23 protein-coding genes are annotated in these 25,719 nt (G+C 61.5%); 10 read left to right on the top strand and 13 right to left on the bottom strand.

The window, feature by feature from the left end; genetic code table 11:
* Positions 1–86 precede the first annotated feature (86 nt).
* Complete coding sequence (gene trxB, locus N4Q37_RS27295; RefSeq protein ID WP_018612600.1) at positions 87–1,049, bottom strand: thioredoxin-disulfide reductase; 963 nt, start codon at positions 1,047–1,049, stop codon at positions 87–89.
* Positions 1,042–1,224, bottom strand: coding sequence for a hypothetical protein (locus N4Q37_RS27290; RefSeq protein ID WP_260963296.1), 183 nt, complete (start codon positions 1,222–1,224; stop codon positions 1,042–1,044). The genes trxB and N4Q37_RS27290 overlap by 8 nt, the downstream gene beginning before the upstream one ends.
* Positions 1,225–1,387: 163 nt before the next feature.
* Between N4Q37_RS27290 and cysZ the strand changes: the two genes are divergently transcribed.
* Together cysZ and N4Q37_RS27280 are read left to right on the top strand one after the other, a co-directional pair.
* Positions 1,388–2,158 (top strand): sulfate transporter CysZ, encoded by a 771-nt coding sequence (cysZ, locus tag N4Q37_RS27285; protein ID WP_260963295.1) that lies wholly within the window; start codon positions 1,388–1,390, stop codon positions 2,156–2,158.
* Between the two features lie 15 nt (positions 2,159–2,173).
* Positions 2,174–3,373 carry a glycosyltransferase family 4 protein gene (locus tag N4Q37_RS27280; RefSeq protein WP_260963294.1) on the top strand — a complete coding sequence of 400 codons (1,200 nt, stop codon included), beginning with the start codon at positions 2,174–2,176 and terminating at the stop codon, positions 3,371–3,373.
* Between the two features lie 119 nt (positions 3,374–3,492).
* On the opposite strand, the gene N4Q37_RS27275 is transcribed toward N4Q37_RS27280, so the two are convergent.
* The 3 genes from N4Q37_RS27275 to N4Q37_RS27265 all read right to left on the bottom strand — a co-directional run bounded on the left by N4Q37_RS27275 (position 3,493) and on the right by N4Q37_RS27265 (position 5,841).
* Positions 3,493–4,596: an NADH:flavin oxidoreductase gene (locus N4Q37_RS27275; protein ID WP_260963293.1), complete on the bottom strand. Its 1,104-nt coding sequence runs from the start codon at positions 4,594–4,596 to the stop codon at positions 3,493–3,495.
* A 161-nt stretch (positions 4,597–4,757) separates the two neighbouring features.
* A complete protein-coding gene (locus N4Q37_RS27270) occupies positions 4,758–5,240 on the bottom strand; it encodes a glutathione peroxidase (protein WP_260963292.1) in 483 nt (160 codons plus the stop codon).
* A 115-nt stretch (positions 5,241–5,355) separates the two neighbouring features.
* Positions 5,356–5,841 (bottom strand): FKBP-type peptidyl-prolyl cis-trans isomerase, encoded by a 486-nt coding sequence (locus N4Q37_RS27265; RefSeq protein ID WP_260963291.1) that lies wholly within the window; start codon positions 5,839–5,841, stop codon positions 5,356–5,358.
* Here N4Q37_RS27265 and N4Q37_RS27260 point away from each other — a divergent pair.
* The 3 genes from N4Q37_RS27260 to N4Q37_RS27250 are packed head-to-tail and all read left to right on the top strand — an operon-like array spanning position 5,810 to position 9,214.
* Positions 5,810–6,148 (top strand): DUF3565 domain-containing protein, encoded by a 339-nt coding sequence (locus tag N4Q37_RS27260; RefSeq protein ID WP_260963290.1) that lies wholly within the window; start codon positions 5,810–5,812, stop codon positions 6,146–6,148. The two genes, N4Q37_RS27265 and N4Q37_RS27260, sit on opposite strands and share 32 nt — an antisense overlap.
* A gap of 60 nt (positions 6,149–6,208) precedes the next feature.
* A complete protein-coding gene (pta, locus tag N4Q37_RS27255; RefSeq protein WP_260963289.1) occupies positions 6,209–8,308 on the top strand; it encodes a phosphate acetyltransferase in 2,100 nt (699 codons plus the stop codon).
* Positions 8,309–9,214 carry an acyltransferase gene (locus N4Q37_RS27250; protein ID WP_260963288.1) on the top strand — a complete coding sequence of 302 codons (906 nt, stop codon included), beginning with the start codon at positions 8,309–8,311 and terminating at the stop codon, positions 9,212–9,214.
* 250 nt (positions 9,215–9,464) lie between these two features.
* Here N4Q37_RS27250 and cysN read toward each other — a convergent pair whose 3' ends face one another.
* From cysN to N4Q37_RS27235, 3 genes are all read right to left on the bottom strand, one after another.
* A complete protein-coding gene (gene cysN / locus N4Q37_RS27245) occupies positions 9,465–11,363 on the bottom strand; it encodes a sulfate adenylyltransferase subunit CysN (RefSeq protein ID WP_260963287.1) in 1,899 nt (632 codons plus the stop codon).
* Positions 11,364–11,372: 9 nt separating this feature from the next.
* Complete coding sequence (gene cysD / locus N4Q37_RS27240) at positions 11,373–12,290, bottom strand: sulfate adenylyltransferase subunit CysD (RefSeq protein WP_260963286.1); 918 nt, start codon at positions 12,288–12,290, stop codon at positions 11,373–11,375.
* A 201-nt stretch (positions 12,291–12,491) separates the two neighbouring features.
* Positions 12,492–13,250, bottom strand: coding sequence for a Nif3-like dinuclear metal center hexameric protein (locus N4Q37_RS27235; RefSeq protein ID WP_260963285.1), 759 nt, complete (start codon positions 13,248–13,250; stop codon positions 12,492–12,494).
* Positions 13,251–13,354: 104 nt separating this feature from the next.
* On the opposite strand from N4Q37_RS27235, the gene algW reads away from it, so the two are divergent.
* Both algW and N4Q37_RS27225 read left to right on the top strand, forming a co-directional pair.
* On the top strand, positions 13,355–14,515 hold the full coding sequence (gene algW / locus N4Q37_RS27230; protein WP_260963284.1) for a Do family serine endopeptidase AlgW: 1,161 nt from the start codon (positions 13,355–13,357) through the stop codon (positions 14,513–14,515).
* A 148-nt stretch (positions 14,516–14,663) separates the two neighbouring features.
* Entirely contained in the window at positions 14,664–15,410 is a 747-nt protein-coding gene (locus tag N4Q37_RS27225; protein WP_260963283.1) for a DUF4198 domain-containing protein, read from the top strand.
* A 238-nt stretch (positions 15,411–15,648) separates the two neighbouring features.
* Here the strand turns inward: N4Q37_RS27225 and rimI are convergent, their stop codons facing one another.
* On the bottom strand, positions 15,649–16,101 hold the full coding sequence (rimI, locus tag N4Q37_RS27220; protein WP_260963282.1) for a ribosomal protein S18-alanine N-acetyltransferase: 453 nt from the start codon (positions 16,099–16,101) through the stop codon (positions 15,649–15,651).
* The gene (locus tag N4Q37_RS27215; protein ID WP_260963281.1) at positions 16,094–16,873 is read right to left on the bottom strand and encodes an energy transducer TonB; all 780 of its coding nucleotides are present in this window, start codon (positions 16,871–16,873) and stop codon (positions 16,094–16,096) included. The genes rimI and N4Q37_RS27215 overlap by 8 nt, the downstream gene beginning before the upstream one ends.
* A 180-nt stretch (positions 16,874–17,053) precedes the next feature.
* On the opposite strand from N4Q37_RS27215, the gene mksB reads away from it, so the two are divergent.
* Genes mksB through mksF form a run of 3 tightly spaced genes read left to right on the top strand, consistent with a single transcriptional unit; the run spans position 17,054 to position 21,877 of the window.
* Positions 17,054–18,349, top strand: coding sequence for an Mks condensin complex protein MksB (gene mksB / locus N4Q37_RS27210; RefSeq protein WP_260963280.1), 1,296 nt, complete (start codon positions 17,054–17,056; stop codon positions 18,347–18,349).
* On the top strand, positions 18,339–19,040 hold the full coding sequence (gene mksE, locus N4Q37_RS27205; protein WP_260963279.1) for an Mks condensin complex protein MksE: 702 nt from the start codon (positions 18,339–18,341) through the stop codon (positions 19,038–19,040). The genes mksB and mksE overlap by 11 nt, the downstream gene beginning before the upstream one ends.
* Positions 19,037–21,877, top strand: coding sequence for an Mks condensin complex protein MksF (mksF, locus tag N4Q37_RS27200; protein WP_260963278.1), 2,841 nt, complete (start codon positions 19,037–19,039; stop codon positions 21,875–21,877). Before mksE ends, mksF begins: the two co-directional genes overlap by 4 nt.
* Positions 21,878–21,987: 110 nt before the next feature.
* On the opposite strand, the gene N4Q37_RS27195 is transcribed toward mksF, so the two are convergent.
* From N4Q37_RS27195 to N4Q37_RS27185, 3 genes are read right to left on the bottom strand one after another with little or no spacing between them, the layout of a single operon-like run.
* Complete coding sequence (locus N4Q37_RS27195) at positions 21,988–24,291, bottom strand: PqiB family protein (protein WP_260963277.1); 2,304 nt, start codon at positions 24,289–24,291, stop codon at positions 21,988–21,990.
* Positions 24,284–24,907: a paraquat-inducible protein A gene (locus N4Q37_RS27190; RefSeq protein ID WP_260963276.1), complete on the bottom strand. Its 624-nt coding sequence runs from the start codon at positions 24,905–24,907 to the stop codon at positions 24,284–24,286. Before N4Q37_RS27190 ends, N4Q37_RS27195 begins: the two co-directional genes overlap by 8 nt.
* Positions 24,894–25,553, bottom strand: a complete 660-nt coding sequence (locus N4Q37_RS27185) for a paraquat-inducible protein A (protein WP_260963275.1) — start codon at positions 25,551–25,553, stop codon at positions 24,894–24,896. Before N4Q37_RS27185 ends, N4Q37_RS27190 begins: the two co-directional genes overlap by 14 nt.
* Positions 25,554–25,719: the final 166 nt, after the last annotated feature.

Here is a 25,719-nt window from a genome sequence, read left to right as displayed (position 1 = left end):
CGGATAGATTTAAGCAAGCCAACCACACCACCCGTTAATCAGTATTGCAAAAATGGGGGTGACCATAGATTTTCATGCCCGATGAATCAGAACGAAGCGTTCTGCAGGCCATCCAGGTAACGCTCGGTGTCCAGGGCCGCCATGCAACCGGCACCGGCCGAGGTGATGGCCTGGCGGTAGACGTGGTCGGCCACGTCGCCAGCAGCGAAAATACCTTCGATGCTGGTGGCGGTGGCATTGCCGTCGCGGCCGCCCTTGACCACCAGGTAACCGTCCTTGAGTTCCAGTTGGCCTTCGAACAGCGAGGTGTTCGGGGTGTGGCCGATGGCGATGAAAACGCCGTCCACCTTGATCTCGTCAAAGCTGCCGTCGTTGTTCTTCAGGCGGGCACCGGTCACGCCCATGTTGTCGCCCAGCACTTCGTCCAGGGTCGCGTTGAGCTTGAGGATGATCTTGCCTTCGGCGACGCGGGCGTTGAGCTTGTCGATCAGGATCTTCTCGGCGCGGAAGGTTTCGCGACGGTGGATCAGGGTGACCGTGCTGGCGATGTTGGCCAGGTACAGGGCTTCCTCGACAGCGGTGTTACCACCACCGACGACCGCCACAGGCTTGTTGCGGTAGAAGAAACCGTCGCAAGTAGCGCAAGCCGAAACGCCTTTGCCCATGAAGGCTTCTTCCGATGGCAGGCCCAGGTAACGAGCGCTGGCGCCGGTGGCGATGATCAGGGCATCGCAGGTGTAGGTCGCGCTGTCACCGGTCAGGGTGTACGGCTTGGCGGCGAAATCCACGGCATTGATGTGATCGAATACGATCTCGGTCTCGAAGCGCTCGGCGTGCTCTTTCATGCGCTCCATCAGCGCCGGGCCGGTCAGGCCGTGGACATCGCCCGGCCAGTTGTCGACTTCGGTGGTGGTGGTCAATTGGCCACCGGCCTGCATGCCGGTGATCAGCAGCGGCTTGAGGTTGGCACGAGCGGCATAAACGGCGGCACTGTAACCGGCAGGGCCGGAACCGAGGATGATCACTCGCGAATGACGGACTTCAGACATGACGTGCTCCTGTTGACCGGACCTTGCGGGCCGGAACGCCGGGTGAGCGGCGCGAATAAAAAGAACCGTTGATGCACTTGGGGAAGGCTTGGGTTCGACGGTCCTGAAAAAAGAATGGGTGCAGCGTATCGAGGGAGGGAAGATTAAGGAAATACGGTTTAACAATCCAGCTCATAGGTGAGCTCTATTCCCAGCGGTCTTGCCGATAGGGGCAGCCGCCTATTAAACCCGCCCCTTCAAATCCATTCCTTAAAACGTTGTTACAACCCATGTAGACGCTTTCCCGCACCGGGCAAAGCCGGTAAGGTCGGCGCGTTCACCTTCGCTCGGAGCCTGCTATGCCCGCCCCCGTCCTGTCCGGCCCGCAATACCTGCAAGAAGGCCTCAAGCTGGTCCTGAGCCCGGGCCTGCGCTTGTTCGTACTCTTGCCGTTGGCGATCAACCTGCTGTTGTTCGTCGGCTTGATCTACCTGGCCGGCCATCAGTTCAGCCTGTGGGTCGATACGCTGATGCCATCGCTGCCAGACTGGCTCGGCTTCCTCAGCTATATCCTCTGGCCGCTGTTCGTGGTGCTCGTGGTGTTGATGGTGTTCTTCACCTTCACGATGCTCGCCAACATCATCGCCGCGCCGTTCAACGGCTTTCTTGCAGAGAAAGTCGAAGTCGTCATCCGCGGCACCGACGACTTCCCAGCCTTCAGTTGGGGCGAGTTGATCGCCATGATCCCCCGCACCCTGGCCCGGGAGGCGCGCAAGCTCGGCTATTTCCTGCCCCGCGCCCTGGGGCTGTTCGTGCTGTCGTTCATCCCGGTAGTCAATCTCGTCGCCGCACCGTTGTGGCTGCTGTTTGGCGTGTGGATGATGGCGATCCAATACATCGACTACCCGGCGGACAACCACAAGCTGGGCTGGAACGAGATGCTCGCGTGGCTGCGGGAGAAACGCTGGCAGAGCCTGGGCTTTGGCGGCAGCGTGTACTTGGCGCTGCTGATCCCCGTGGTCAACATCCTGATGATGCCCGCTGCCGTGGCCGGTGCGACCTTGTTCTGGGTCCGCGAACAGGGCGCCGAGAATGCTTTGGCCCGGCCAGTCACAAATCCATCATCGTGACGTCACACTGACGAAATGGCCTCGCTCGACACTGAGGCCATGACCACACCCCTGCACATCACCCTTGTCACCGAAACCTTCCTCCCGGAAATCAACGGCGTGGCCAATACCCTGGGTCGCCTGTACGACGGTTTGCGGGCCCGCGGCCATCAGGTCGAGCTGATACGCCCGCGCCAGAACAACGATCAACGCCAGGCCAGCAACGAGCAGTTGTTGCTGTGCCGGGGTTGGCCGCTGCCGGGGTATCCCGGCCTGCAATGGGGGCAGGCGTCGATGCACAAATTGCTCAGGCGCTGGAAACGTCATCGCCCGGACGTGCTCTACATTGCCACTGAAGGCCCTCTGGGCTTGTCGGCGCTACGGGCGGCGCGACGCCTGGGCATCTCGGTGGTCAGTGGCTTCCATACCAATTTCCAGCAATACACCCGGCAGTACGGCCTGGGGTTGTTGAGCCGCCTACTCACCCACTACCTGCGCTGGTTCCACAATCGCTCCAACCTGACCCTGGTCCCCAGCGCGAGCCAACGCCTGGAGTTGGAGCGCCGGCATTTCCAACGCGTGGCGTTGCTGTCGCGGGGGGTGGACAGCCAGTTGTTTCATCCGGTCAAGCGCTCGGCAACCCTACGCGAAGCCTGGGGCCTGGCGGAGGATGACCTGGCCGTGATCCATGTCGGGCGCCTGGCTGCGGAGAAAAACCTCGGTTTGCTCAAGCGCAGTTTCGACACGCTGTGCAACGCTTTCCCAGAGCGCAGGTTGAAGCTGGTGGTGATCGGCGACGGTCCACAGCGGCCCGTGCTGGAGCAGGAACTGCCGGACGCGATCTTTTGTGGTTCGCAACGGGGCGAGGCACTGGCCAGTCATTATGCGTCCGGGGATGTATTTATCTTTCCAAGCCTGACCGAGACCTTTGGCAATGTCGTGCTGGAAGCCCTGGCGTCCGGGCTTGGAGTGGTGGCCTATGACCAGGCCGCGGCGGCACAACACATCCGCCACGGCTACAACGGCGTGCTGGCGATGCCGGGGGATGAAGAAGCGTTCTGTGATGCGGCCCGTTGGCTGCTGGAGGAACGCGAGACCTTGCGTTGCGTACGGCTCAATGCGCGCCAGCACGCCAGTCGCCAGGGCTGGGCAGCGGTGATCGAACAGTTCGAGGCGCAGTTGCGCGGGGTCTGTCAGGTCGAATCATCAATGCCCCAGACCGTGTCGCAGGGCTGAAAAGCATCGCGGGCAAGCCTTGCTCCCACATTGGATCTTCAGCGAACACAGGATTTGTGGACGACTGTTAATTCTGTGGGAGCAAGGCTTGCCCGCGATGAGGCCCTACAAGACGCCGCTTAAACCAGCGTCATCAACGCCTCGCGACTGAACGATAAGATCTCCTGCTCACGACCGTCGCGCACTTTCTGCGCCCAGTCCGGATCCACCAGCAACGCACGCCCCACCGCCACCAGGTCGAACTCATCGTTGTTCAAACGCTCCAGCAGCTTTTCCAGGCTGGCCGGTTGGGCGACTTTATCGGTGTTGACCATGAACTGCAGGAATTCACCATCCAGGCCGACGCTGCCGACGGTGATGGTGGGTTTGCCGGTGAGCTGGCGAGTCCAACCGGCCAGGTTCAAATCCGAGCCGTCGAACTCCGGCTCCCAGAAGCGACGTGTCGAGCAGTGGAAGATGTCCACGCCGGCGTCGGCCAGCGGCTTGAGGAACTCGCCCAGGGCCTCGGGGGTTTGCACCAGGCGCGCGGTGTAATCCTGCTGCTTCCATTGGGAGAACCGGAAGATGATCGGGAAGCCCTCGCCCACCGCCACTCGCACGGCCCGGATCAATTCGATGGCGAAACGCGAGCGGTTGGCCAGGCTGCCACCGTAACCGTCGGTGCGCTGGTTGCTGCCTTCCCAGAAGAACTGGTCCACCAGGTAACCGTGGGCGCCATGGATTTCGACGCCGTCCATGCCGATGCGCTGGGCATCCTTTGCGGCTTGGGCAAACGCCGCGATGACCTCATCGATGTCCGCCTGGGTCATGCCATGGACGACCACCTGGCCATCCTTGCGCTTCTCGGTCGGGCCGTAGCCCGGCACGCTGGCATCCGGCTCCGTGCCGATGCGTCGCACACTGCCGACATGCCACAGTTGCGGAACGATCTTGCCGCCTTCGGCGTGTACCGCCTCGACCACCTGCTGCCAACCCGCCAGCGCGGCCTCGCCGTAGAAGTGCGGCACGTTGGGATAGCCATTGGAAGCCTTGTGCCCGACCGTCGTGCCCTCGGTGATGATCAAGCCCACCCCGGCCGCCGCCCGACGACGGTAGTACTCGACGACCTTGGCATTCGGCACACCGCCGGGGGAAAAGGAACGGGTCATCGGTGCCATCACGACCCGGGTCGGCAGTTCGAGCGCACCGAGATGGAAGGGTTTGAACAAGGCTTTTACAGGCATGGAGCACTCCACGGACGAAGTCACAGGTCGGATATGACGACGATAATATGGAGCATGGGGAGTGCTGGGTAGCACTATTGATTGGAGTGATTAAGGATCAGAAGAGAGGCAGGACACAAACCCTGTGGAGAGGGAGCTCCCTCTCCACAGGGTTGCCTTTTTCAGCCCAGCGCTTTTTCGATGGCCTGGATCACGGCCGGATCATCCGGGGCCGTACGCGGAGAAAAACGCGCCAACACGCGACCGTCCTTACCCAGCAGGAACTTCTCGAAGTTCCAGGTGATGTCACCAGGAAATTCCGCGCCCTCGCCCGCTAGCAGGCGGTACAGCTGATGACGGTCATGACCGTTGACGTCCAGTTTGCTGGACAGCGGGAACGTCACGCCGTAATTGAGGCTGCAAAACGCCTGGATTTCCTGCTCGGTCCCCGGCTCCTGGCCGGCGAACTGGTTGCAAGGCAGGCCCAGTACACTGAAGCCCCGGCCCTTGTATTGCTGGTACAGGTTTTCCAACGCTGCGTACTGAGGTGTCAGGCCACATTTGGAGGCGACGTTGACCACCAGCACGACTTGCCCCTTGAAAGGCGCCAAAGCAAGCTCCTGGCCATCCAGGGCTTTGAGTTTAAGGTCGTGGAAAGCACTCATGACGAACTCCAGGGTTGGCGGGGGTTTTCAAAAAAACCACGGGAATTGCTAATGACAAGCGACTAAAAAGGCGCCGCATGGCGCCTTTCCAGTTCACTTGAGCGTAGCGCAGAAATCAGTGGTGATGGCCACCTTCGCCATGGACGTGGCCATGGGCGATTTCTTCCTGGCTGGCATCGCGGATATCGACGACCTTGACCTTGAAGTTCAGGCGTTGGCCGGCCAGCGGGTGGTTGCCGTCGACGGTGACGTCGTCGCCATCCAGGTCGCGGATGGTGACGATCTGCATCTGGCCATCGGGCGCCGAAGCGTGGAACTGCATGCCCACTTCCAGCACATCCACGCCTTCGAACAGGCTGCGGTTCAGGGTGCTGACCAGTTCGGCGGAGTACTCGCCATAGGCGTCTTCCGGTTCAACGGTAACGTTCAGCTCGTCACCGGCGGTTTTACCTTCCAGGGCTTTTTCCAGGCCCTGGATGATGTTGCCTGCGCCATGCAGGTAGACCAGCGGAGCGCCGCCGGCAGAGCTGTCGATGACCTCACCAGCGTCGTTGGTCAGGGTATAGTCGATGGAGACAGCCTTATTGGCGGCGATCAGCATGGGGCGAGACCTTTTGCATAAGAATGATGAACGGATAAGTCTAAACAAGGATTTGCCCGAAAGCGAACGGAACCCGGACAAACGGGTCCGTCCGGCCAGACCGACGGTCATCGGTTTCCACCAGGACGAGGACGGGCACTGGGTGGCCGAGCTGTCCTGCGGCCATACCCAGCACCTGCGCCACCAGCCCCCCTGGCAATCCCGGGCGTGGGTGCTGGATCCGACGCAACGTATTGAAAAAATAGGCCAGCCCTTTGATTGCGGTTGGTGCGCACAGGCCTCGGTTAGCGATAACCTTGACGCTTGAGTCGATGATAGAAGGCCCCTGATCGGCCTCGTCCTTGCCATGCACTTTTAGAGAATCCGCATGCAAACTTTTTTTATCGCACCCACCGATTTTGGCGTGGGCCTGACCTCCATCAGCCTCGGGCTGGTGCGTACCCTTGAACGGGCCGGACTGAAAGTCGGCTTCTTCAAACCCATTGCCCAGCCCCACCCCGGCGACACCGGGCCGGAACGTTCCACCGAACTGGTGGCCCGCACCCATGGCCTCAAGCCACCGCAGCCCCTGGGCCTGGCGCACGTCGAGCGCATGCTCGGCGACGGCCAGCTCGATGAGCTGCTGGAAGAAATCATCACCCTCTACCAGCAAGCGGCCATCGGCAAGGACGTGCTGGTCGTCGAAGGCATGGTCCCGACCCGCAGCGCCAGCTACGCCGCCCGGGTCAACCAGCACCTGGCCAAGAGCCTGGACGCCGAGGTCATCCTGGTCTCGGCGCCGGAAAACGAAGTGCTGGGCGAGCTGTCCGGACGCGTGGAATTGCAGGCGCAATTGTTCGGCGGGCCGAAGGACCCGAAAGTCCTCGGCGTGATCCTGAACAAGGTCCGTACCGACGAAAGCATGGAGGCGTTTGCCGCACGCCTCAACGAACATTCGCCCCTGCTGCGCAGCGGCGATTTCCGCTTGCTCGGCTGCATCCCGTTCCGTCCCGAACTCAACGCCCCGCGCACCCGCGACGTGGCCGACCTGATGGGCGCGCAAGTGCTCAACGCCGGCGACTATGAAACCCGGCGCATGAGCAACATCATCATTTGCGCCCGCACCATGCGCAACACCGTGGAACTGCTCAAACCCGGCGTGCTGGTGGTGACCCCCGGCGATCGCGACGACATCATCCTCGCCGTGAGCCTGGCGGCGATCAACGGCGTGCCGCTGGCCGGCCTGCTGCTGACCAGCGACACCCTGCCCGACCCACGAATCATGGAACTGTGCCGGGGCGCCTTGCAGGCCGGCTTGCCGGTGCTGTCGGTGAGCACCGGCTCCTACGACACCGCCAACCTGCTCAACGGCTTGAACAGGGAAATCCCGATCGACGACCGCGAACGCGCCGAGATCATCACCGATTTCGTCGCCAGCCACCTGGACGCCAACTGGCTGCACCAGCGCTGCGGCACGCCTCGGGAGATGCGCCTGTCGCCGGCGGTGTTCCGCTATCAATTGATCCAGCGCGCCCAGGGTGCCAACAAGCGCATCGTGCTGCCCGAAGGCAGCGAACCGTTGACGGTGCAAGCCGCCGCCATTTGCCAGGCACGGGGCATCGCCCGTTGTGTGCTGCTGGCCAAGCCGGCCGACGTCGAGGCGGTGGCCCGCGCCCAAGGCATCGAACTGCCGCCAGGATTGGAGATTCTAGACCCGGATTCGATTCGCGAGCGTTACGTCGAACCCATGGTGCGGTTGCGCAAGAGCAAGAGCCTGAATGCGCCAATGGCCGAGCAACAACTGGAAGACCCAGTGGTCATCGGCACCATGATGCTGGCGCTGGATGAAGTGGACGGCTTGGTTTCCGGGGTCATCCACTCCACCGCCAACACCATCCGCCCGGCCTTGCAGTTGATCAAGACCGCGCCGGGTTGCTCCCTGGTGTCCTCGGTGTTCTTCATGCTGTTCCCCGAAGAAGTGCTGGTCTATGGCGACTGCGTGATGAACCCCCACCCCAGCGCTGCGGAGCTGGCGGAGATCGCCCTGCAAAGCGCCGATTCGGCCGCCGCGTTCGGCATCACGCCACGGGTGGCGATGCTCAGTTATTCCAGCGGTGAGTCGGCCAGTGGCGAAGAAGTCGAGAAGGTCCGCGAAGCGACACTGCTCGCCCATGAACAGCAACATTCGCTACTGATCGACGGCCCATTGCAATACGACGCTGCCGCCAACGAGACCGTGGCGCGGCAACTGGCGCCCAACAGCCAGGTGGCCGGCCGGGCAACGGTGTTCATCTTTCCGGATCTCAATACCGGCAACACCACCCACAAGGCCGTGCAACGCAGCGCCGATTGCGTCAGCCTCGGGCCGATGCTGCAAGGCTTGCGCAAACCGGTGAACGACTTGCCACGCGGTGCCCAGGTCGACGACATCGTGTACACCATCGCCCTGACCGCGATCCAAGCCGCCAACCGCCCCCAGGACATCTGAATGCTGGCTTTTCTACCGGCCGCCCTGCGCGGTTTCATTGCTTCACTGCTGTTGGCGCTGAACACGATCCTGCTCTGCTCGTTCCTGTTCTGCGTCGCGTTCATCAAGGTATTGCCGTTCGCACCCACCCAACGCCTCGCCGGTTGGTTGATGCGTCACACCCATGAAGCGTGGATCAGCCTCAACAAAGGCTGGATGAACCTGGTCCGGCGCACTCGCTGGCACATCAGCGGTTTGCAAGGCCTCGATTATCGGCATTCGTACCTGGTCACCAGCAACCACCAGAGCTGGGTGGACATCCTGGTGTTGCAGTACGTGCTCAATCGACGCATCCAACCGCTGAAATTTTTCCTCAAGCAGGAATTGATCTGGGTCCCGGTGATCGGCCTGGCCTGGTGGGCACTGGGCTTCCCCTTCATGAAGCGCTACTCCAAGGCCTACCTGGAAAAGCACCCGGAGAAGAAAGGCAAGGACCTGGAAACCACCCGCAAGACCTGTGCGAAGTTTCGCGACAATCCTGTGGGCATTTTCAACTTCGTCGAAGGCACGCGCTTCACCGAAGCCAAGCACGCCCAACAGCAGTCGCCGTTCAGATACCTGCTCAAGCCCAAGGCCGGCGGCATTGCGTTTGTGTTGGATGCCATGGGCGAACAACTGGAGTCGATCGTCAACGTGACCCTGCACTACCCCAGCGGGCGGCCGGGTTTCTGGGACTTGTTGTGCGGGAATGTGCAGGATGTCGTGGTGCACTTCGAAGAACTGAAGATCCCACCGCAGTTCATCGGCAAGAACTACGACCAGGACGGCGAGTACCGCCTGCAGTTCCAGGGCTGGATCAACCAGTTGTGGCAAGGCAAGGATGCGTTGCTTGCGCGGATGCACCGCGATTTTCCAAACCAGCACTAGGTTTTGTACGAAAAGTGCCTGCGCGACGATCATGCTGCGTTGAAAACAGGCTCGTGCGCGAGTCCGATCGGAATGCTCATTGACAATCAGTCAACTCCGCTTCCTCGCCTGTTTTCGCCTTGCCTGATCGCCGCTCGGCGACCTTTCGTACAAACCCTAATCCCTATGGGAGCGGACTGCTCCAAAGAGAAATGAAAAAGCCCGCGGACGATCTCTCGTCTGCGGGCTTTTTCAATTACAGCGGCGTGGCTTAGATTGCCCCACGCTTGCGCAGCAGATCCAGCACCTGCTTGACGCTGTCCTCCAACGTCAGCGATTGGGTGTCGATCACCAGGTCGGCATCCAACGGCACGTCGTAAGGGAAGGACTCGCCCGGGATGTTGTCGCCGGCGGCGGCATACAGCCCTTGCGGATCACGTTGGGCGCAGACCGTCGGCGAGGCCTGGACGTAGACCGTCAGCAAGCGCTCCTTGCCGATCAGGTCCTTGGCCTGTTCGCGCCCTTCGGCGCTCGGCGCGACGAAAGCCGCCAGGGTCAGCAGGCCGGCTTCGTTGAACTGGCGGGCGACGTGGGCCGCACGACGCCAATTCTCGGTACGCCCGGCGCGGTCCTGGGGCAGGCCTTTGTTCAGGTCATGGCGCAGGTTCTGGCCATCGAGCACGAACACCGCACGCCCCATGTCGAACAACTTGCGCTCCACCGCATAGGCCAGGGTGCTCTTGCCGGCGCCCGACAAGCCGCTGAACAACACGGTAGCCGGTTGCTGGCCGAAGCGCTGGGTACGTTCTTCCACCGACACATGGGCCAGCTTGCCGTGGTGCGTGCTGCTGCCATGGGCCAGCGGCTGGGCGACGATCATGCCGGCACCGACGGTGCCGTTGGTCAGGCGATCGATGACGATGAACGCGCCGGTGGTGCGGTTGCTGTCGTAACCGTCCAGGGCGATCGGAGCGTCCAGGGCGATCTTCACCTTGCCGATTTCATTGAGCTGCAACGCGCTGGCCGGGCCTTCTTCGAGGGTGTTCACGTCGACCCGGTTGACGATGCTGGCAATCGAGCCCGGCACGTAGCTGGTGGCGCGCTTGATGTCGTATTTCTTGCCCGGCAGCATCGGCTCTTCGGCCATCCATACCAGCATCGCTTCGAAGCTGTCGGTGACCGGCGGTACGTTGTCGGCATGCACCAGCAGGTCGCCCCGGGAGATGTCGATCTCGTCTTCCATGGTCAGGGTCACGGCCTGGCCGGGACCGGCGTGTTCCAGCTCGCCTTCGAAGGTGACGATGGACTTCACACGGCTGCTCTTGCCCGAAGGCAACACCACCACTTCGTCGCCCTTGTGCACGATGCCGCTGGCGAGGGTGCCGGCGAAGCCGCGGAAGTTCAGGTTCGGACGGTTGACGTACTGCACCGGGAAACGCAGGTCGGTGAAGTTGCGATCACCGGCCACTTCCACGGTCTCGAGGATTTCCATCAGCGACTGGCCGGTGTACCACGGCGAGCGCTCGGACTTGTTCACCACGTTGTCGCCCTTGAGGGCCGACATCGGCACGAAGTGCATGCTGGTGGGCTTCATCTTCAAGCCTTCGGCGAACTTCAGGTAGTCGGCCTTGATCGACTCGAACACACCCTGGTCGAAGTCCTTGAGGTCCATCTTGTTGATGGCCACGACGATGTGCTTGATGCCCAGCAGCGAGGCGATGAAGCTGTGGCGACGAGTCTGGGTCTGCACGCCGTAGCGGGCGTCCACCAGGATGATCGCCAGGTCACAGGTGGAGGCACCCGTGGCCATGTTGCGGGTGTACTGCTCATGGCCGGGGGTGTCGGCGATGATGAACTTGCGCTTGGCGGTGGAGAAATAGCGGTAGGCGACATCGATGGTGATGCCCTGCTCGCGCTCGGCCTGCAGGCCGTCGACCAGCAACGCCAGGTCGATGTCGTCACCGGTGGTGCCGACTTTCTTCGAATCGCGGGTAATGGCTTCCAGGTGATCTTCGTAGATCATCTTGGAGTCGTGCAGCAGGCGCCCGATCAGGGTGCTCTTGCCGTCGTCGACGTTGCCGCAGGTCAGGAAGCGCAGCAGTTCCTTGCGCTCGTGCTGGCCCAGGTAGGCGAGGATGTCCTCGCTGATCAAATCAGATTGGTGCGACATGACAACCCCTTAGAAATAACCCTGACGTTTCTTATCTTCCATCGAGCCTGCGCCATCGTGGTCGATGACCCGGCCCTGGCGCTCGGAAGTTCGCGTCAGGAGCATTTCCTGAATGATGTCCGTCAGGCTCTCGGCCTCGGACTCCACCGCGCCCGTCAACGGGTAGCAGCCAAGGGTACGGAAACGCACTTTCTTCTTGACGATACGGGCTTTTTCTTCGTCGGACAGGTGCTCGAGGATGCGCTCGTCGTCGATCATGATCAGCGTACCGTTCTTCTCGATTACTTCACGCTCGGCGGCGAAGTACAGCGGCACGATCGGGATACCTTCGAGGTAGATGTACTGCCAGATGTCCAGCTCGGTCCAGTTCGACAACGGGAATACGCGGATCGATTCGCCCTTGTTGACCTTGCCGTTGTAGACGTTCCACAACTCCGGACGCTGGTTCTTCGGGTCCCAGCGGTGCTTGCTGTCGCGGAACGAGTACACGCGCTCCTTGGCGCGGGATTTCTCTTCATCGCGACGGGCACCACCGAACGCGGCGTCGAAGCCATGCTTGTCCAGGGCCTGTTTCAGGCCTTCGGTCTTCATGATGTCGGTGTGCTTGGCACTGCCGTGGGTGAACGGGTTGATACCCTGGGCCACGCCTTCCGGGTTCACGTGAGTGATCAGGTCCAGGCCCAGCTCCTCGACCATGCGATCGCGGAACTTGTACATCTCCTGGAATTTCCACTGGGTGTCGACGTGCATCACCGGGAACGGCAATTTGCCGGGGAAGAAGGCCTTGCGGGCCAGATGCAGCATCACGGCGGAATCTTTACCGATGGAGTACAGCATCACCGGGTTATCGAACTCGGCGGCCACCTCGCGGATGATGTGGATGCTTTCCGCCTCCAGCTGTTTCAAATGCGTCAGTTTGTCGACCATGGCTACTCACGAAAACTTTCTTATGAACGGCCAGCGGGCCGTGTTCGAGCGAGGAATCCTAGCACAGCGACCTCTTCTAATCAGGGCGCCAACTAGATCGAAACAGCATATGGATATGCCCGGTGGTTCGGGCATTGAGGTGCCTCTGTGGAAGTACCTCTTTGCTCCCACAGAGTGAACCCACAGGGGACCAGGGTTGTATCAAATCGGATTCGGGCAGTCGATGAAGATGTGCTCCAGGGCAAAGCGCCGTGCCAGGTAATCGCCCAGCGCCTGCACGCCGTAGCGCTCGGTCGCATGGTGTCCGGCGGCGATGAAGCTGATGCCGTTCTCCCGGGCGCTGTGGAACGTTTGCTCCGACGCTTCGCCGCTGAGGTACAGGTCCACCCCGGCCAATGCCGCCTGGTCGATATAACCCTGGCCGCCGCCGGTGCACCAACCGACCCGGCGGATCATCTGCTCGCCTTCGATCAACAAGGGCTCGCGGCCCATGGTCTCCTGGACCTTGCGGGCGAAATCGCGCGGGGTCATCGGCTCGGACAAGGAACCGACCAGGCCGACGACCTTGGGGTTATCCGGGTCCAGCGGGCCTTCGATGGTGATGTCCAACTGACGGGCCAACTGCACGTTGTTACCCACCTCGGGGTGCATGTCCAGCGGCAAGTGATAGGCCAGCAGGCTGATGTCGTGCTTGAGCAAGGTTTTCAGGCGACGCTGTTTCATCCCGGTGATGCAGGGGTTCTCGCCTTTCCAGAAATAGCCGTGATGCACCAACACCAGATCGGCCCCCGCCTCCACCGCGGCATCGAGCAACGCCTGGCTGGCGGTGACACCACTGACAATGCGGCTCACCTGGGGCGCGCCTTCGACTTGCAGGCCATTGGGGCAATAATCGGCAATCCGACTGCTCGCCAGGTAACGGTCCGCTTCTTCAACCAGGGTGTTCAGGGCTACGGCCATGAAAAGACTCCTAAATATCCCGTTCAGAGGCGCGCGCGGCCTCGTATAATGCGCGACATTATGGGCGGTCTCATACCGCCTGCAACCTCTGTAGGACGTGCTTAATGCTCAAGGCGCTGCGTTTTTCCGGCTGGCCGCTGTTGGCCGGCGTGCTTGTCGCTCTACTGATTATCCAGCGCTACCCGGAATGGGTCGGCCTGCCGAGCCTTGACGTCAATCTCCAACAAGCGCCACAAACCAAGAGCCTGTTGCAGGGGCCGGTGTCCTACGCCGACGCCGTGACCATCGCCGCGCCGGCGGTGGTCAACCTGTACACCACCAAGGTCGTCAACAAACCCAGCCACCCGTTGTTCGAAGACCCGCAATTCCGCCGCTTCTTCGGCGACAATTCGCCCAAGCAGAAACGCATGGAATCGAGCCTGGGTTCCGGCGTCATCATGAGCCCGGAAGGCTATATCCTGACCAATAACCATGTCACCAGCGGCGCCGACCAGATCGTGGTCGCCCTCAAGGATGGTCGCGAAACCCTGGCCCGCGTGATCGGCAGCGACCCGGAAACCGACCTCGCGGTCCTGAAGATCGACCTGAAGAACCTGCCGGCCATCACCATCGGCCGCTCCGACAGCCTACGCATCGGCGACGTCGCCCTGGCCATCGGCAACCCGTTCGGCGTCGGCCAGACCGTGACCATGGGCATCATCAGCGCCACCGGGCGCAACCAGTTGGGCCTGAACAACTACGAGGACTTCATCCAGACCGACGCGGCCATCAACCCCGGCAACTCCGGCGGCGCGCTGGTGGATGCCAACGGCAACCTCACCGGTATCAACACGGCGATCTTCTCCAAATCCGGTGGCAGCCAGGGCATCGGCTTCGCGATCCCGGTGAAACTGGCGATGGAAGTGATGAAGTCCATCATCGAACACGGCCAGGTGATTCGTGGCTGGCTGGGCATCGAAGTCCAGCCGCTGACCCAGGAACTGGCGGAGTCCTTCGGCCTGTCCGGACGTCCCGGCATCGTAGTGGCGGGGATCTTCCGCGACGGTCCGGCGCAGAAGGCCGGCTTGCAGCTCGGCGACGTGATCCTGAGCATCGACGGCGAACCGGCTGGCGATGGCCGCCGCTCGATGAACCAGGTGGCGCGGATCAAGCCTACCGACAAAGTGACCATCCAGGTCATGCGCAACGGCAAGGAACTCAAGCTCACCGCCGAAATCGGCCTGCGTCCGCCACCTGCGCCAGTGACGACCAAAGAAGAACAGTGAGCACGACCCATTGCCCCCCCGTGGCGAGGGAGCTTGCTTCCTCGCCACTGCCAGTGTTCGACGCCCTACTTTCTGAAAATTAGAAATAGCACAAATTCTCATTAGCGGTGTTATATTGTTTCAAATCTCAAGCATGGAACAACGTAGCATGTCATCTCCCAAACGGATTTCCCTCGCCAGCCAAGCCCAGACATTTGCCCTTCTCGGCCTGCTCCTGGCCACACAAGCCTCGGCCCATGGCCTGTGGACCGAGCAACGCCGCGGCAACATCGAAGTGATCTATGGCCATGGCGCCGAGGACAACGCGTTCAAGGCACAGAAAGTCAGCGGCGCCTGGGCCTACGGTCTGGACGGCAAGATGATTCCGGTCACCGTAGAACGCCTGGCTGACCACGCCCGCCTGCAACCACTCAAGCCGCCGGCCGTGATGGCGGTGGCGCTGGACAACGGCATGTGGTCCCAGACGGCGGACAAGAAATGGATCAACGAAGGCCGCAGCAAAGTACCCGGGGCAATCGAATCGACCCATACCTTCAAGTACAGCCTGGCGATTTATGAACCAGGGGCGAAACTGCCGGAACTTGCGCCGATCAAGTTCCTGATCCTACCGGAAGTCGACCCGCTGACCGTAGGACCGGGCCAGTCATTGCCGGTACGGGTGCTGCTCGACGGTAAGCCGGCGGCCGGTGTGAAATTGGTGGGCGACTACCGCAGCGCACCGAATACCGTGTCGAGCGAGACCGACGCCGAAGGCCGGGCCAAGGTGCTGGTACGCAATGAAGGGTTGAATGTGATTGCCGCGCAGATGGAGATACCGCTCAAGGACAACAAGGACGTAGCGTCGCGTGGGGTGTTCACCTCGCTGACGTTCCTGGGTGAACCGCATCACGATTAAATCTGAGCGGCGCTCTAGGCTTTGTACGAAAAGTCGCCGAGCGGCGATCAGGCAAGGCGAAAACAGGCGAGGAACGGTCGGAGTCGCGCACGACTTTACGGGTTGTAAATGAGCATTCCGATCGGACTCGCGCACGAGCCTGTTTTCAACGCAGCATGATCGTCGCGCAGGCACTTTTCGCACAAAGCCTAAACAAGGGTCAGTTCCTCAGCCTTGAGCGGCTGACCCCGCCGACACCTCAATCCACCAAGGTGCAGGCCATGACCACCGCATCCTCGCGCCCCCCCACTGCCGGGTAGTAATCACGCCGCCGGCCCACTTCGTTGAAGCCGTAGCGCTCATACAGCCGGAACGCCGCGCGGTTACTGTCGCGCACTTCCAGGAAGCACTCCCGGGCCTCGGCCTGGTAGGCGATGGACATGAGGTGCTCCAGCAGGCGCAAACCCAGGCCACGACCCTGGTTTTCCGGCTTGATGGTGATGTTGAGCAGGTGCGCTTCGTCCAGGATGACCTGCACCACACCGTGCCCCACTTGCTGCTGGCCTTCGAACATCAGCCAGATCTGGTACTTGCCCAGCCCATCGAGAAAAATCCCGCGGGTCCACGGATGGCTGTAGGCCGCGTATTCGATCTTCAGTACAGCGTCGAGGTCCGCCTCGGTCATCGGGCGGAACGATACAGCGTCACTCATTCGATTCTTTCCAACGCGCCATCAGCCGGCGCATGGCTTGCCAGACATCAGCCTTGCGCTGTGGCGTTTCCATTAACGATTCCAGCCCGGGCAACGCCCAGGCCGAGCCCAGGCCCTCGACCTGCAATTCACGATTGAAAGCCTCAGCGTCCGCCTCGCCGGCGAACTTCACCGCAGGCAAGCCGATCAGCCAGAGACAGGCACAAGGGGCATCTTCGAGCCGCGCCGAAACAAAGCCCTGAACGAAATCCCGCGCCGCGTCCGGCCCCTGGTCCATCGTCCCGCGCGTCAACAGCGGCCAGCGCACCGGTTCGCCAATGATCTGCGGGCTGTCCGGCAGACCGGCGGCGCGCAGCATGTCCTTGAGCAGCAGGTAGGCCGGGTCACGGCTCTGGAACGGCTCGCCCGTGGGCAATTCCACCAATAGCAGGCAGCGCCCGGCCCGCAACAACTGCAGGGCGAAGCGCGGCGGCGCGACATAAGGTGCCTTGGGCGGCGCCTCGACCACCTCTTCCACCGGCTTGGCGTTGGTACGGGTCGAGGCCACGCTCGGGCGCGGGACTTCGATTTTCGGTCGCTCGGCCACGGGCGCCACCGGCTCGACAGCCGTCTTGGCCACAGGCGCTGTCACGACCGGCGCGATGGATTCGGGCTCCGGCGGTTCCAGCAGCTCGGGCCGCGACGGCGCGGCGAACGGCAATTCGGTACGCGGCAGCCAGTTGACCACCTGCATGGCGGTCAGATAGGCGCGGCGACGGGACTCGATAAGCAAGGGTCGGCCACTTGTGGATAACTGAAAGTGGGGGGATTCTACCGCCCTTCGAGGCGGATCGCTTCCCTGTTGATCCAATAGTTGCCCGATAGAAAACGACTGTCCGTCTCAGGAGTGAATCGCAATCGGCCCGATGCAGTACAATCGCGGCTTTTAATTGCCAACCCGACGGCCATTGCGATGATCGAACCCAAGCGCGTCTTGCGCGCCCTCGCCGAACATTGGGCATTGCTGGAACCTTTGTGCGAGCACTTCGACCAAGGCACCCTGAGCCTCAACGAATTGCGTGCACAGCTGGCCAACCAGCAACTGGACAGCACGCCCCAGGACATCACCAACCTGCTGGACGTGTGGATCCGCCTGGACATCCTCGTACCGGTGGCGAAAAGCCCGAACCGTTTCGAACTCAACGCCCAGATCCACGATTTCCTCGCCTACCTGCGCCACGAGCACCGCCTGGGCTTGTGCCTGGAAATCGAAGCCTACCTGCGCCACCTTGAGCGCCTGGCCGGTTACATCCAGGACGCCTTCGACGTGCGCGACGGCAACGACCTGGCCCGCCAGTTGCGTTTGCTGGACATGCGCGTGCGTGACGTGCTCAAGAAACTCGCCAACGACGAACAGGCCCTGGTGGCCGTGGCCGAACGGGCCAAGACCAGCGACCGGCAGATCCCGTTGCGCCAGCGCTACGCCGAAGTGCTGGCGACCTGGGACGAATACGTCGAGCCGATGATCCAACTGGTGAACGCCGACGGCGCCTTCGAACAAGGTGTGCGCAAAGTCGAGAACGTGCTGCTGCGTATGCTCACCGAACAGCAACGCCTCGGCCACCTGGTGGACGACGACATGCTGCTGCGCACCCACGCGCGCATCCTCGAAATGCAGACCAGCGCCCAACTGACCCTGCGCCATGCCCGTGAACTGCTGCTGCCGCTGCGCGAAGAAGCCCGTCGCCACAACGCCGTGACCCGTGGCGCGGCGCTGGCCCTGGCAGCCATCCGCCGCAAAGGCATCGATGCCGTGCCTCAGGCCGCCATGCCGCTGTTCACCCGGCCGCAAAGCACCTTCCTCGGCAGCGCCAGCCAGGTCGAGGCTTATGTGTACGCTCTGGCCCGTTTCGAACCGAAGCCGGCGCGTTTCCCCAAGGCGCACAAGACCCACAAGGGCGGCGATGCCCCACGGGCACCGCGCACCGTGCGCGAAATGGTCGAGCGCTGCGAAGACGCCCTGCCGATGCCCGACCTGATGGTCTGGCTGCTGGAGCAGGAGCCGGACGGCGCCACGGACGAATTGCTGTACTGGTTCTCGCGCCTGTCGCGGGAAAAACGTTTCAAGCGCGAGCGTCTGGAACGCCGCGAATACCACACCCATGAGCATCAGGTCAGCCTGCGCTCCTTCGCCCTGCTCTCGGCGGGCGACACCGTCGCCGAGGATTCTGCGAGCACTTTCCAAGCAGGTACGTCTCATGCAACTTGATCTATCCGAACTGTCCCAGCTGGCGCCGATCTTCCGCGAGCTGTTCAAGGGTTACCACGTCAGCCGCCGCGACCCGGAGCTGTACGCGCAACTGTCGAACTTCCAGGACCAATACCGCACGCTGTTCAAGGCCCTGGGCTTCGAACTGGTGTGCGACACCCGTGGTTTCTACTACTTCGTCCCGGACCTGGCCGCCGCCGCGGTGAACAAGACCGCCCAGCGCCTGGCGTTGTTCACCTTCATCCTCGTCGAGCACCTGGCCGACCAGGGCCGCGACCCGATCGCCGTGCTCGACGGCGGCAGCCTGGGTCGCGACGAACTGCCGTCGCTGCTGGAAAAATACCGCGACCTGTTCATCCAGGCCGAAGTGCAGACCCAGGAAGAACTGGAAGAAAAAATCATGCGCCGCATGACTCAACTGGGTTTCGCCAGCGAGGAAAACGGCGTGTACCGCTTCCTGCCGCCGATGCATCGCTTCCTCGACGTCTGCCTGTCGGTCCAGCAAGACCGCGACCTGGCTGCCAGCGTGCACAGCGTGCTGCCACTGCCGGCCCCCGTGCTGATCGACGAAGACAGCGACGAGAAGCTGTTGCAGACCGACGACCCGCTGGACCTGGCCCCCTTTGAAGACGAAAGCGAAGAAGACGCACTGGCCCGCGCCATTGCCGAAGAACAGGAGACCGACGCATGAGCAAGGAACGCTACGGCATCCGCCGCTTTGCCCTTTTGAACACCGCCGGCTACAGCCTCGGCTTGTTCCCGCTGGAAGAACCGCTGTCGGTGTACGGCGCGAACAACCTCGGTAAATCCGCCTCGATCAACGCCTTGCAGTTCCCGATCCTGGCACGCATGTCGGACATGAGCTTCGGCAAGTACAGCCTGGAGCAATCCCGGCGCTTCTACTTTGCCTCGGACACCAGCTACATCCTGGTGGAAGTCGCCCTGCCCCACGGCCCGCACGTGATCGGCGTGGTCGGTCGCGGTCCCGGCGGCGGCTTTGGCCACCAGTTCTTTGCCTACGCGGGCAAGCTGGACCTGGCCCACTACCAGAAAAATGACACCTGCCTGCGTCAGAAAGAGCTGTTCACCAACCTGGAGCGCGAAGGCCTCAAGGCCTATGAGCTCAAGCCGGATGAACTGCGGCGCCTGCTGGTGGGCGGCCACACCTCGATCCCGCTGGACCTGACGTTGATCCCGCTACGCTCCACCAGCGAGCAAAGCCTCAAGACCTTCCGCGCGCTGTTCATCAACCTGCTGCACATGCGCGAAATCACCGCGGCCAAGCTCAAGCAGCTGTTCCTCGACGCGTTCGAGCACAGCCTGCGCTCCGGTAGCGTGGACTACATCGCCGCGTGCGAAGAAGCCTTCCGCGATGTACGACGCATGGAGCAGGACTACAACTCCCTGGTCGCCGCCGGCCCACTGGTGGAAGCCCTGGCCAACGGCGTGAAGCAGCGCGATGTGCTGCGCGGCAAACTACATCGCCTGTCACCGCTGCTCGACTCCCTGCTGGGCACCTGGTCGGATTACGCCAGTGCACGCAAGGAAGAACTGACCATCCAGGCCGAACACTACCGCAACGAACAGGATTCGTTGCAGAACGACCAGCGCGGCGGCACCCAGGAACTGATGCGCCTGGAGCGGGAAATCAGCGGCATCCAACGCTGGCTCGGCGAGTTGTCGGTGCTCAAGCATCGCTTTGCCCTGGTGGATGACGTCAAGGTCCTGGAGCAGCAACTGCTCGCCGCCAAGGACGCCCACGACGAACTGGCCGGCGCCCTGGCTCAGTCCCGGCAGTTCAGCGCCGAAGACCTGGAAGAGCGCCTGCGCGACCTGGAAAAACGTCTGAAGTCGGTCAAGCAGCAACTCGATCACGCCGACAACAACAGCTACGCCCGTCTGCGCGAAGAGTTCTCCCAACAGGACGTCGAGCGCCTGATGCGCCTGTTCAACAGCGCCCTGTTCAGCCTGCCACTGGGCGAGCACGGCATCGCGCTGGACAAGAACGGCGACTGGGTCAAATCCGTCGAATTGATCCTCGACGGCTTCAAGGGCGAACGCTTCGAAGTCCCGGGCCTGTCCATCGACTTGTCCCACATCGAACCACCAGCCCTGCAAGCGCTGGCCGACCGCGCCGCGCTGCGCGACCAGAAAGAGCGCCTGGAAAAAGAACTCAAGCAACTCAAGACCCAGCAGGCCGTGGCCGCCGACCGCGCCGCGAGCAAGACCCAGACTGAAGCGCTGTACCAACAGGTATTGGACGCACAGAAAGCCCTGGAAGACTTCCGCCGCACCCAGACCCTGAGCGCCGAAGAGGGCGAGAAGCTCGAGCAACTGGCACAAATGGAAGCCGCCCAGGACGAACTCAAGCGCTCCAGCGATGCCTTCACCGAACGCGTCCAGCAGCTGTCCGCCAAGCTGCAACTGGTGGGCCGGCAGATCGCCGACATGGAAGCCAAGCAACGCACCCTCGACGATGCCTTGCGCCGTCGCCAATTGCTGCCGGCCGACCTGCCGTTCGGCACGCCGTTCATGGACCCGGTCGACGACTCCATGGACAACCTGCTGCCGCTGCTCAATGACTATCAGGACAGCTGGCAAGGCCTGTTGCGGATCGACGGACAGATCGAAGCACTGTACGCCCAGGTGCGCCTCAAGGGCGTCGCCAAGTTCGACAGCGAAGACGACATGGAGCGCCGCCTGCAACTGCTGATCAACGCCTATGCCCACCGCACCGACGAAGCCCTGACCCTGGGCAAGGCCCGCCGCGCGGCGGTGACCGACATCGCCCGGACGCTGCGCAACATCCGCAGCGACTACGACAGCCTCGAGCACCAACTGGCATTGTTCAACCGCGAGATCAACAAGCGTCAGGTGTCCAACCTGCAGAGCTTCCGTATCGTCCTGGCGCCGAACAAGGAAGCGCTCAAGCACATCGACCAGATCATCCACAGCGCCGGCCAGTACGAAGAAGGCGAGACCCTGTCGGTGTTCGACCTCAGCCAGAGCGCCGAGCAGGACAACAAGAACGAAGAGGCCAAGGAATACCTGGCGCGACTGGTGGCGGCGAACCACAACCAGCTCGGCCTCAAGGACCTGTTCGAACTCGCGTTCGAGATCACCAAGGTCAACGGCCAGCCCGTGATCCACACCGACATTGACGGCGCGGCGTCCAACGGCACCACCATGACCATCAAGGCGCTGACCAACATGTATTTGTTGTTGCACCTGATGGACCGCGAACAAGCCGGCCGCGTACGCCTGCCGTACTACCTCGACGAAGCGGCGGACATCGACGAAAAGAACCAGGCCGCGCTGTTGGAAACCAGCCTGCAACTGGGTTTCGTACCGATCCTCGCCAGTGTGAAACCGCAAGTCTGCGCCAGTGTCGCCATCGACCTGGAAGGTGGCAGCGGCCCGAACGGCATCTACATCGACGAAGCGGACTGGAAGTTCATCCGCCGTCACGATGCAGTGAAGGCGACGGTGAATGTCCAGGCCGATGAACCGGAGCTGGATGCGGTATGAGGCATTAGCCGGAAATGAAAAAGGCCGCGATCCCAAAGATCGCGGCCTTTTCATTTCCAGGCGCTGCAAACCTGCTCGCGATGGCGTCAGAACAGGCTAACGCCAGTCTGTTATTTCCCGAGGTTGATCTTCGGCGCCCAGGTCAGCCATTCATCCTCGAATTTATCGAACAACGGGAATGTCTGCTCCGGTCGCGCCGCGCTGCCCATCCTGTCGCCATCCGGCGTCGCGAAGGCAATTCCCCCCTGGATCAGCGTCTCCAGCGACTCGGTCCGCACCGTCGCCCCTTTGAACAAGCCGAAGTCCAGGCCAAAACCGCTGGTGTTCCAGAAACGCGTACCGCTGCGCACCAATGGCGCATATTTTGGCTCGATCAGGATATGGATCAACACCCGGTCCGCCGTCTGCCCCAACTCATAGCCAGTGACCTTGCCCACGGTAATCTCACGATAAGTCACGGGTACGCCGGTCTTCAACGAACCACGACGAGCCGCGCTCAGCACCAGGCTCAGACCGGCTTCGGGCACGGCACTTTCCGGTGGGTTGGCCAAGGCAACGAAGTTGTTTTGCGGCCCGAGGCCCTTCGTCGCGGGTTGCACTTCAATGTATTGGCCAGTGACCAAGGTCTCGAGGTTCGAAGTCTTCATCAGCCCCAATTCTGGCCTGACGACCCAGAATTGAGAGCCGGTCCGGGCGATGCGCTCCGGCACTTCGGTGATGCGCGCAGTGAGCAGCACCGATTGCAGATCTGCACTGAGGTCAACGTCCTCGACCTTGCCCACATCCAGCCCTTTGAAACGGATCGGCGTACCACTTCGCAAGCCATCGGCACGGTCGACCTTGATCGTCACCACCGTGCCCTTCTGCTGCGCAGCCTCACGGTCTGCAAACAGGCGGAAGCGTGGAATGCGTCTTTTCAGCGGGACGTTGGGTTCCGGGGTCTCGAAGGCAATGCCGCCGGCCATCAGGCTCTGCAGCGATTCGCTCTTGACCTGGATCCCGCCGGTCAGGCCGCCCGTGAGAGTAACGCCACTGGCGTTCCAGAAACGCGTCGAACCGTTGACCAGGCCTTCATACTCTTTCTCGATGTGCACACCGATGATCAATTGCTTTTTCTTGCGGGAGAACTGATAGCTCTGCACCGACCCGACCTTGACCTGCTTGTAGAGGATCGGACTGCCAACCTCCAGCGAGCCGAGGTTCTCGGTCAGCAAGACCAGATGCAGCCCGGGTGAACGCAAGTCCAGCGGCGGGGCCTTGGCCCTGGCCTCGAACTCACGCTGAGGCGCGCCGCCTTTGTCACCCGGTCGCACGGCAATGTAGTTACCCTTGACCAACGCTTCCAGACCGGTGATACCGGCCAGGGAAATCGATGGCTTGACGACCCAGAACTGAGTACCGGTCACCAGGTACTCTTCGGCCAATGGATCGAGGGTCAGCTCTGCGGTAGCACTGGCCAGGTCGGGGTCAACCTTGAGGGTCTTCAGGGTTCCGACCTCGATGCCTTTGTACATCACCGGCGTACGACCGGCCTGCAAGCCTTCGAAATCGTTGAGCTTGACCTTCACACGGATGCCCGCTGCGGCGGCGTCAAAGTCCTCGTAGAGCCGGAACGGCAGGCTCGGATCCGTCGGCGGGCTGTCCTTGCGATTTTCAGGCGTGGCGAAGGCAATCCCCCCGGCCACAATGCTGGATAAGCTCTCGCTGCGGACCTTGACGCCCGACAGGTTGGCATCGATGCTGATGCCGCTGGCATTCCAGAAACGTGTGTGTTTGCGGACCAGACTCGCATAGGTAGGCTCGATGAAAACCTTGATCTCGACCTTGCTCTGGTCTTCGGACAACAGGTAGCTCTTCACCTGACCGACCTGGATCTGTTTGTAGAACACCGGACTGCCACGATTCAAAGAGCCCAACCGGTCGGCCCTGAGGGTCACGTGCAGCCCTGGCTTGGCGTCCGAGAGCGGTGGCTCCTCGGACAGCGCCTTGAATTTGCGGGTCGAGTCTCCTTCACCCGGGCTGATCGCCACGTAGTTACCCGACACCAGTGTTTCCAGGCCGGTGATCCCCGCCAGGCTCACGCTCGGCTTGACCAGCCAGAAACGTGTTCCGCTCCTGAGGTATTGTTCGACGTCCTTGTTCATCTCGATGGTGGCAATCACCCCCTTGGAGCTACCTTCGTCATCGAGCGTGAGGTTCTTCACTTTGCCGACCGTCATCCCCTTGTAGACGACCTCAGTCTTGTTGACCTGAATGCCCTCGCCGCTCTCGAAGCGAACATTAATTTCGATACCGGTCTCGGTGTAAGCCCGCCAGGCCAGCCAGCCGCCAATGATCAGGGCAATCAGCGGCAGGACCCAAATGGCTGACCAGTTCGAAGCCGGTCGGGTTTTAGCGGTAGGCAAATCAGTCATGGTCGGCATCCGACTCCGTGTTATCCCAAATCAGTCGGGGATCGAAAGTTACTGCGGCAATCATCGTCAAGATCACCACGCTGGCAAAAGCGATGGCGCCGAACCCGGCTTCGACACTGGCGAGCCGCCCGAAATTCACCACCGCCACCAGAATGGCAATTACAAAGATATCCAGCATCGACCAGCGGCCGATGAACTCGATGAAACGGTACATGAGGATGCGCTGCCGTGCCGACATCGGCTGGTGCCGCTGCACGGACCACAACAGCAAGGCGATACCCACGAGCTTGAACGTGGGAACCACGATACTGGCGATGAATACCACGGCGGCAATGGGGATCATGCCGTGTTGTACCAACTCGATGACCCCGGCCATGATAGTGCTTGGGGCACCCTGCCCAAGGGAATTGATCGTCATGATCGGCAACACATTGGCCGGAATATAAAGAATCGCGGCAGTGATCAACAGTGCCCAAGTCCGCATCAAGCTGTCTGGACGACGGTCATGAACCAAGGCGCCGCAACGGGTACACGTCTGGCTGTCGGCTTCGGCATCCTGCCGATTAAGCTCATGACATTCGGCACAGATCAAAATGCCTGCATCAATCGCCCGCATGGGCATCCTCTCCTGATAATGCTTGCCAGACCTGATGGGGTGACATTGCCACTTCCAGCCAGACCTGGACCAACAACAAACTGATGAAGCACAGCAGACCAAGACCGACGGTGATGGCCGCCATGTCGGCCAACTTGACGATGGCAACCAGGACACCCATGAGGTAGACCTCGAGCATCCCCCAATCTCGCAAATGATGGTAAATGCGATACAGCAGCAAACCGTAGCTACGACCTATGTCCAAACGTATGCTCAGCAACACAGCCAACTGACAAAGCAGCTTGAGCAGCGGGATCCCCATGCTGCACAAGAACACCACGACCGCTATGCCTTGCATGCCGGTATCGAACAATCCGACGACCCCGCTCCAGACCGTATCCTGAGAGGATTGGCCGAGCAGATTGAGCTGCATGATCGGTAGAAAGTTCGCCGGGACATACAACAGCAAGGCGGCGATCGCCAAGGCAAGACTGCGCTCGACCACATTGTGGCGGTGGGCGTAGAGCTCATAGCCACAGCGCGGACATATGGCCTTCTCGCCGAGGGCCAGCTTGGGCTTGCGCATCAAAAGGTCGCACTCATGGCACGCCACCAGATCGTTCAGGGGTAGATCTGACAACCTATGAGCGTCTGAGGGATCGGACATAAGGAGCTCTGGCTCGGCTAAGGTGGGGCTATTCTAGTGCTCCGGCCTGGAAATAACTGTGCAAATTTATTACAGAGCTTTCCTACATTTTTCCTGCGGGCAAAACAAAACCCCTACCTGCGTCAGCAGATAGGGGTTCCGGAATTTAATCTTGACGATGACCTAC

It is taken from the genome of Pseudomonas citri, from assembly GCF_025336485.1.
Taxonomy (GTDB): Bacteria; Pseudomonadota; Gammaproteobacteria; order Pseudomonadales; family Pseudomonadaceae; genus Aquipseudomonas; species Aquipseudomonas citri.
The sequence above is the reverse complement of the archived record's forward strand: the minus strand, read 5'-3'. Positions and strand labels throughout refer to the sequence as shown.

Coding starts and splice junctions, on each gene's coding strand:
- trxB (WP_018612600.1), bottom strand. CDS start 1,049: ATGTCTGAAGTCCGTCATTCGCGAGTGATCATCCTCGGTTCCGGCCCT.
- N4Q37_RS27290 (WP_260963296.1), bottom strand. CDS start 1,224: ATGAGCTGGATTGTTAAACCGTATTTCCTTAATCTTCCCTCCCTCGAT.
- cysZ (WP_260963295.1), top strand. CDS start 1,388: ATGCCCGCCCCCGTCCTGTCCGGCCCGCAATACCTGCAAGAAGGCCTC.
- N4Q37_RS27280 (WP_260963294.1), top strand. CDS start 2,174: ATGGCCTCGCTCGACACTGAGGCCATGACCACACCCCTGCACATCACC.
- N4Q37_RS27275 (WP_260963293.1), bottom strand. CDS start 4,596: ATGCCTGTAAAAGCCTTGTTCAAACCCTTCCATCTCGGTGCGCTCGAA.
- N4Q37_RS27270 (WP_260963292.1), bottom strand. CDS start 5,240: ATGAGTGCTTTCCACGACCTTAAACTCAAAGCCCTGGATGGCCAGGAG.
- N4Q37_RS27260 (WP_260963290.1), top strand. CDS start 5,810: ATGGAGACAGCCTTATTGGCGGCGATCAGCATGGGGCGAGACCTTTTG.
- N4Q37_RS27265 (WP_260963291.1), bottom strand. CDS start 5,841: ATGCTGATCGCCGCCAATAAGGCTGTCTCCATCGACTATACCCTGACC.
- pta (WP_260963289.1), top strand. CDS start 6,209: ATGCAAACTTTTTTTATCGCACCCACCGATTTTGGCGTGGGCCTGACC.
- N4Q37_RS27250 (WP_260963288.1), top strand. CDS start 8,309: ATGCTGGCTTTTCTACCGGCCGCCCTGCGCGGTTTCATTGCTTCACTG.
- cysN (WP_260963287.1), bottom strand. CDS start 11,363: ATGTCGCACCAATCTGATTTGATCAGCGAGGACATCCTCGCCTACCTG.
- cysD (WP_260963286.1), bottom strand. CDS start 12,290: ATGGTCGACAAACTGACGCATTTGAAACAGCTGGAGGCGGAAAGCATC.
- N4Q37_RS27235 (WP_260963285.1), bottom strand. CDS start 13,250: ATGGCCGTAGCCCTGAACACCCTGGTTGAAGAAGCGGACCGTTACCTG.
- algW (WP_260963284.1), top strand. CDS start 13,355: ATGCTCAAGGCGCTGCGTTTTTCCGGCTGGCCGCTGTTGGCCGGCGTG.
- N4Q37_RS27225 (WP_260963283.1), top strand. CDS start 14,664: ATGTCATCTCCCAAACGGATTTCCCTCGCCAGCCAAGCCCAGACATTT.
- rimI (WP_260963282.1), bottom strand. CDS start 16,101: ATGAGTGACGCTGTATCGTTCCGCCCGATGACCGAGGCGGACCTCGAC.
- mksB (WP_260963280.1), top strand. CDS start 17,054: ATGATCGAACCCAAGCGCGTCTTGCGCGCCCTCGCCGAACATTGGGCA.
- mksE (WP_260963279.1), top strand. CDS start 18,339: ATGCAACTTGATCTATCCGAACTGTCCCAGCTGGCGCCGATCTTCCGC.
- mksF (WP_260963278.1), top strand. CDS start 19,037: ATGAGCAAGGAACGCTACGGCATCCGCCGCTTTGCCCTTTTGAACACC.
- N4Q37_RS27195 (WP_260963277.1), bottom strand. CDS start 24,291: ATGACTGATTTGCCTACCGCTAAAACCCGACCGGCTTCGAACTGGTCA.
- N4Q37_RS27190 (WP_260963276.1), bottom strand. CDS start 24,907: ATGCGGGCGATTGATGCAGGCATTTTGATCTGTGCCGAATGTCATGAG.
- N4Q37_RS27185 (WP_260963275.1), bottom strand. CDS start 25,553: ATGTCCGATCCCTCAGACGCTCATAGGTTGTCAGATCTACCCCTGAAC.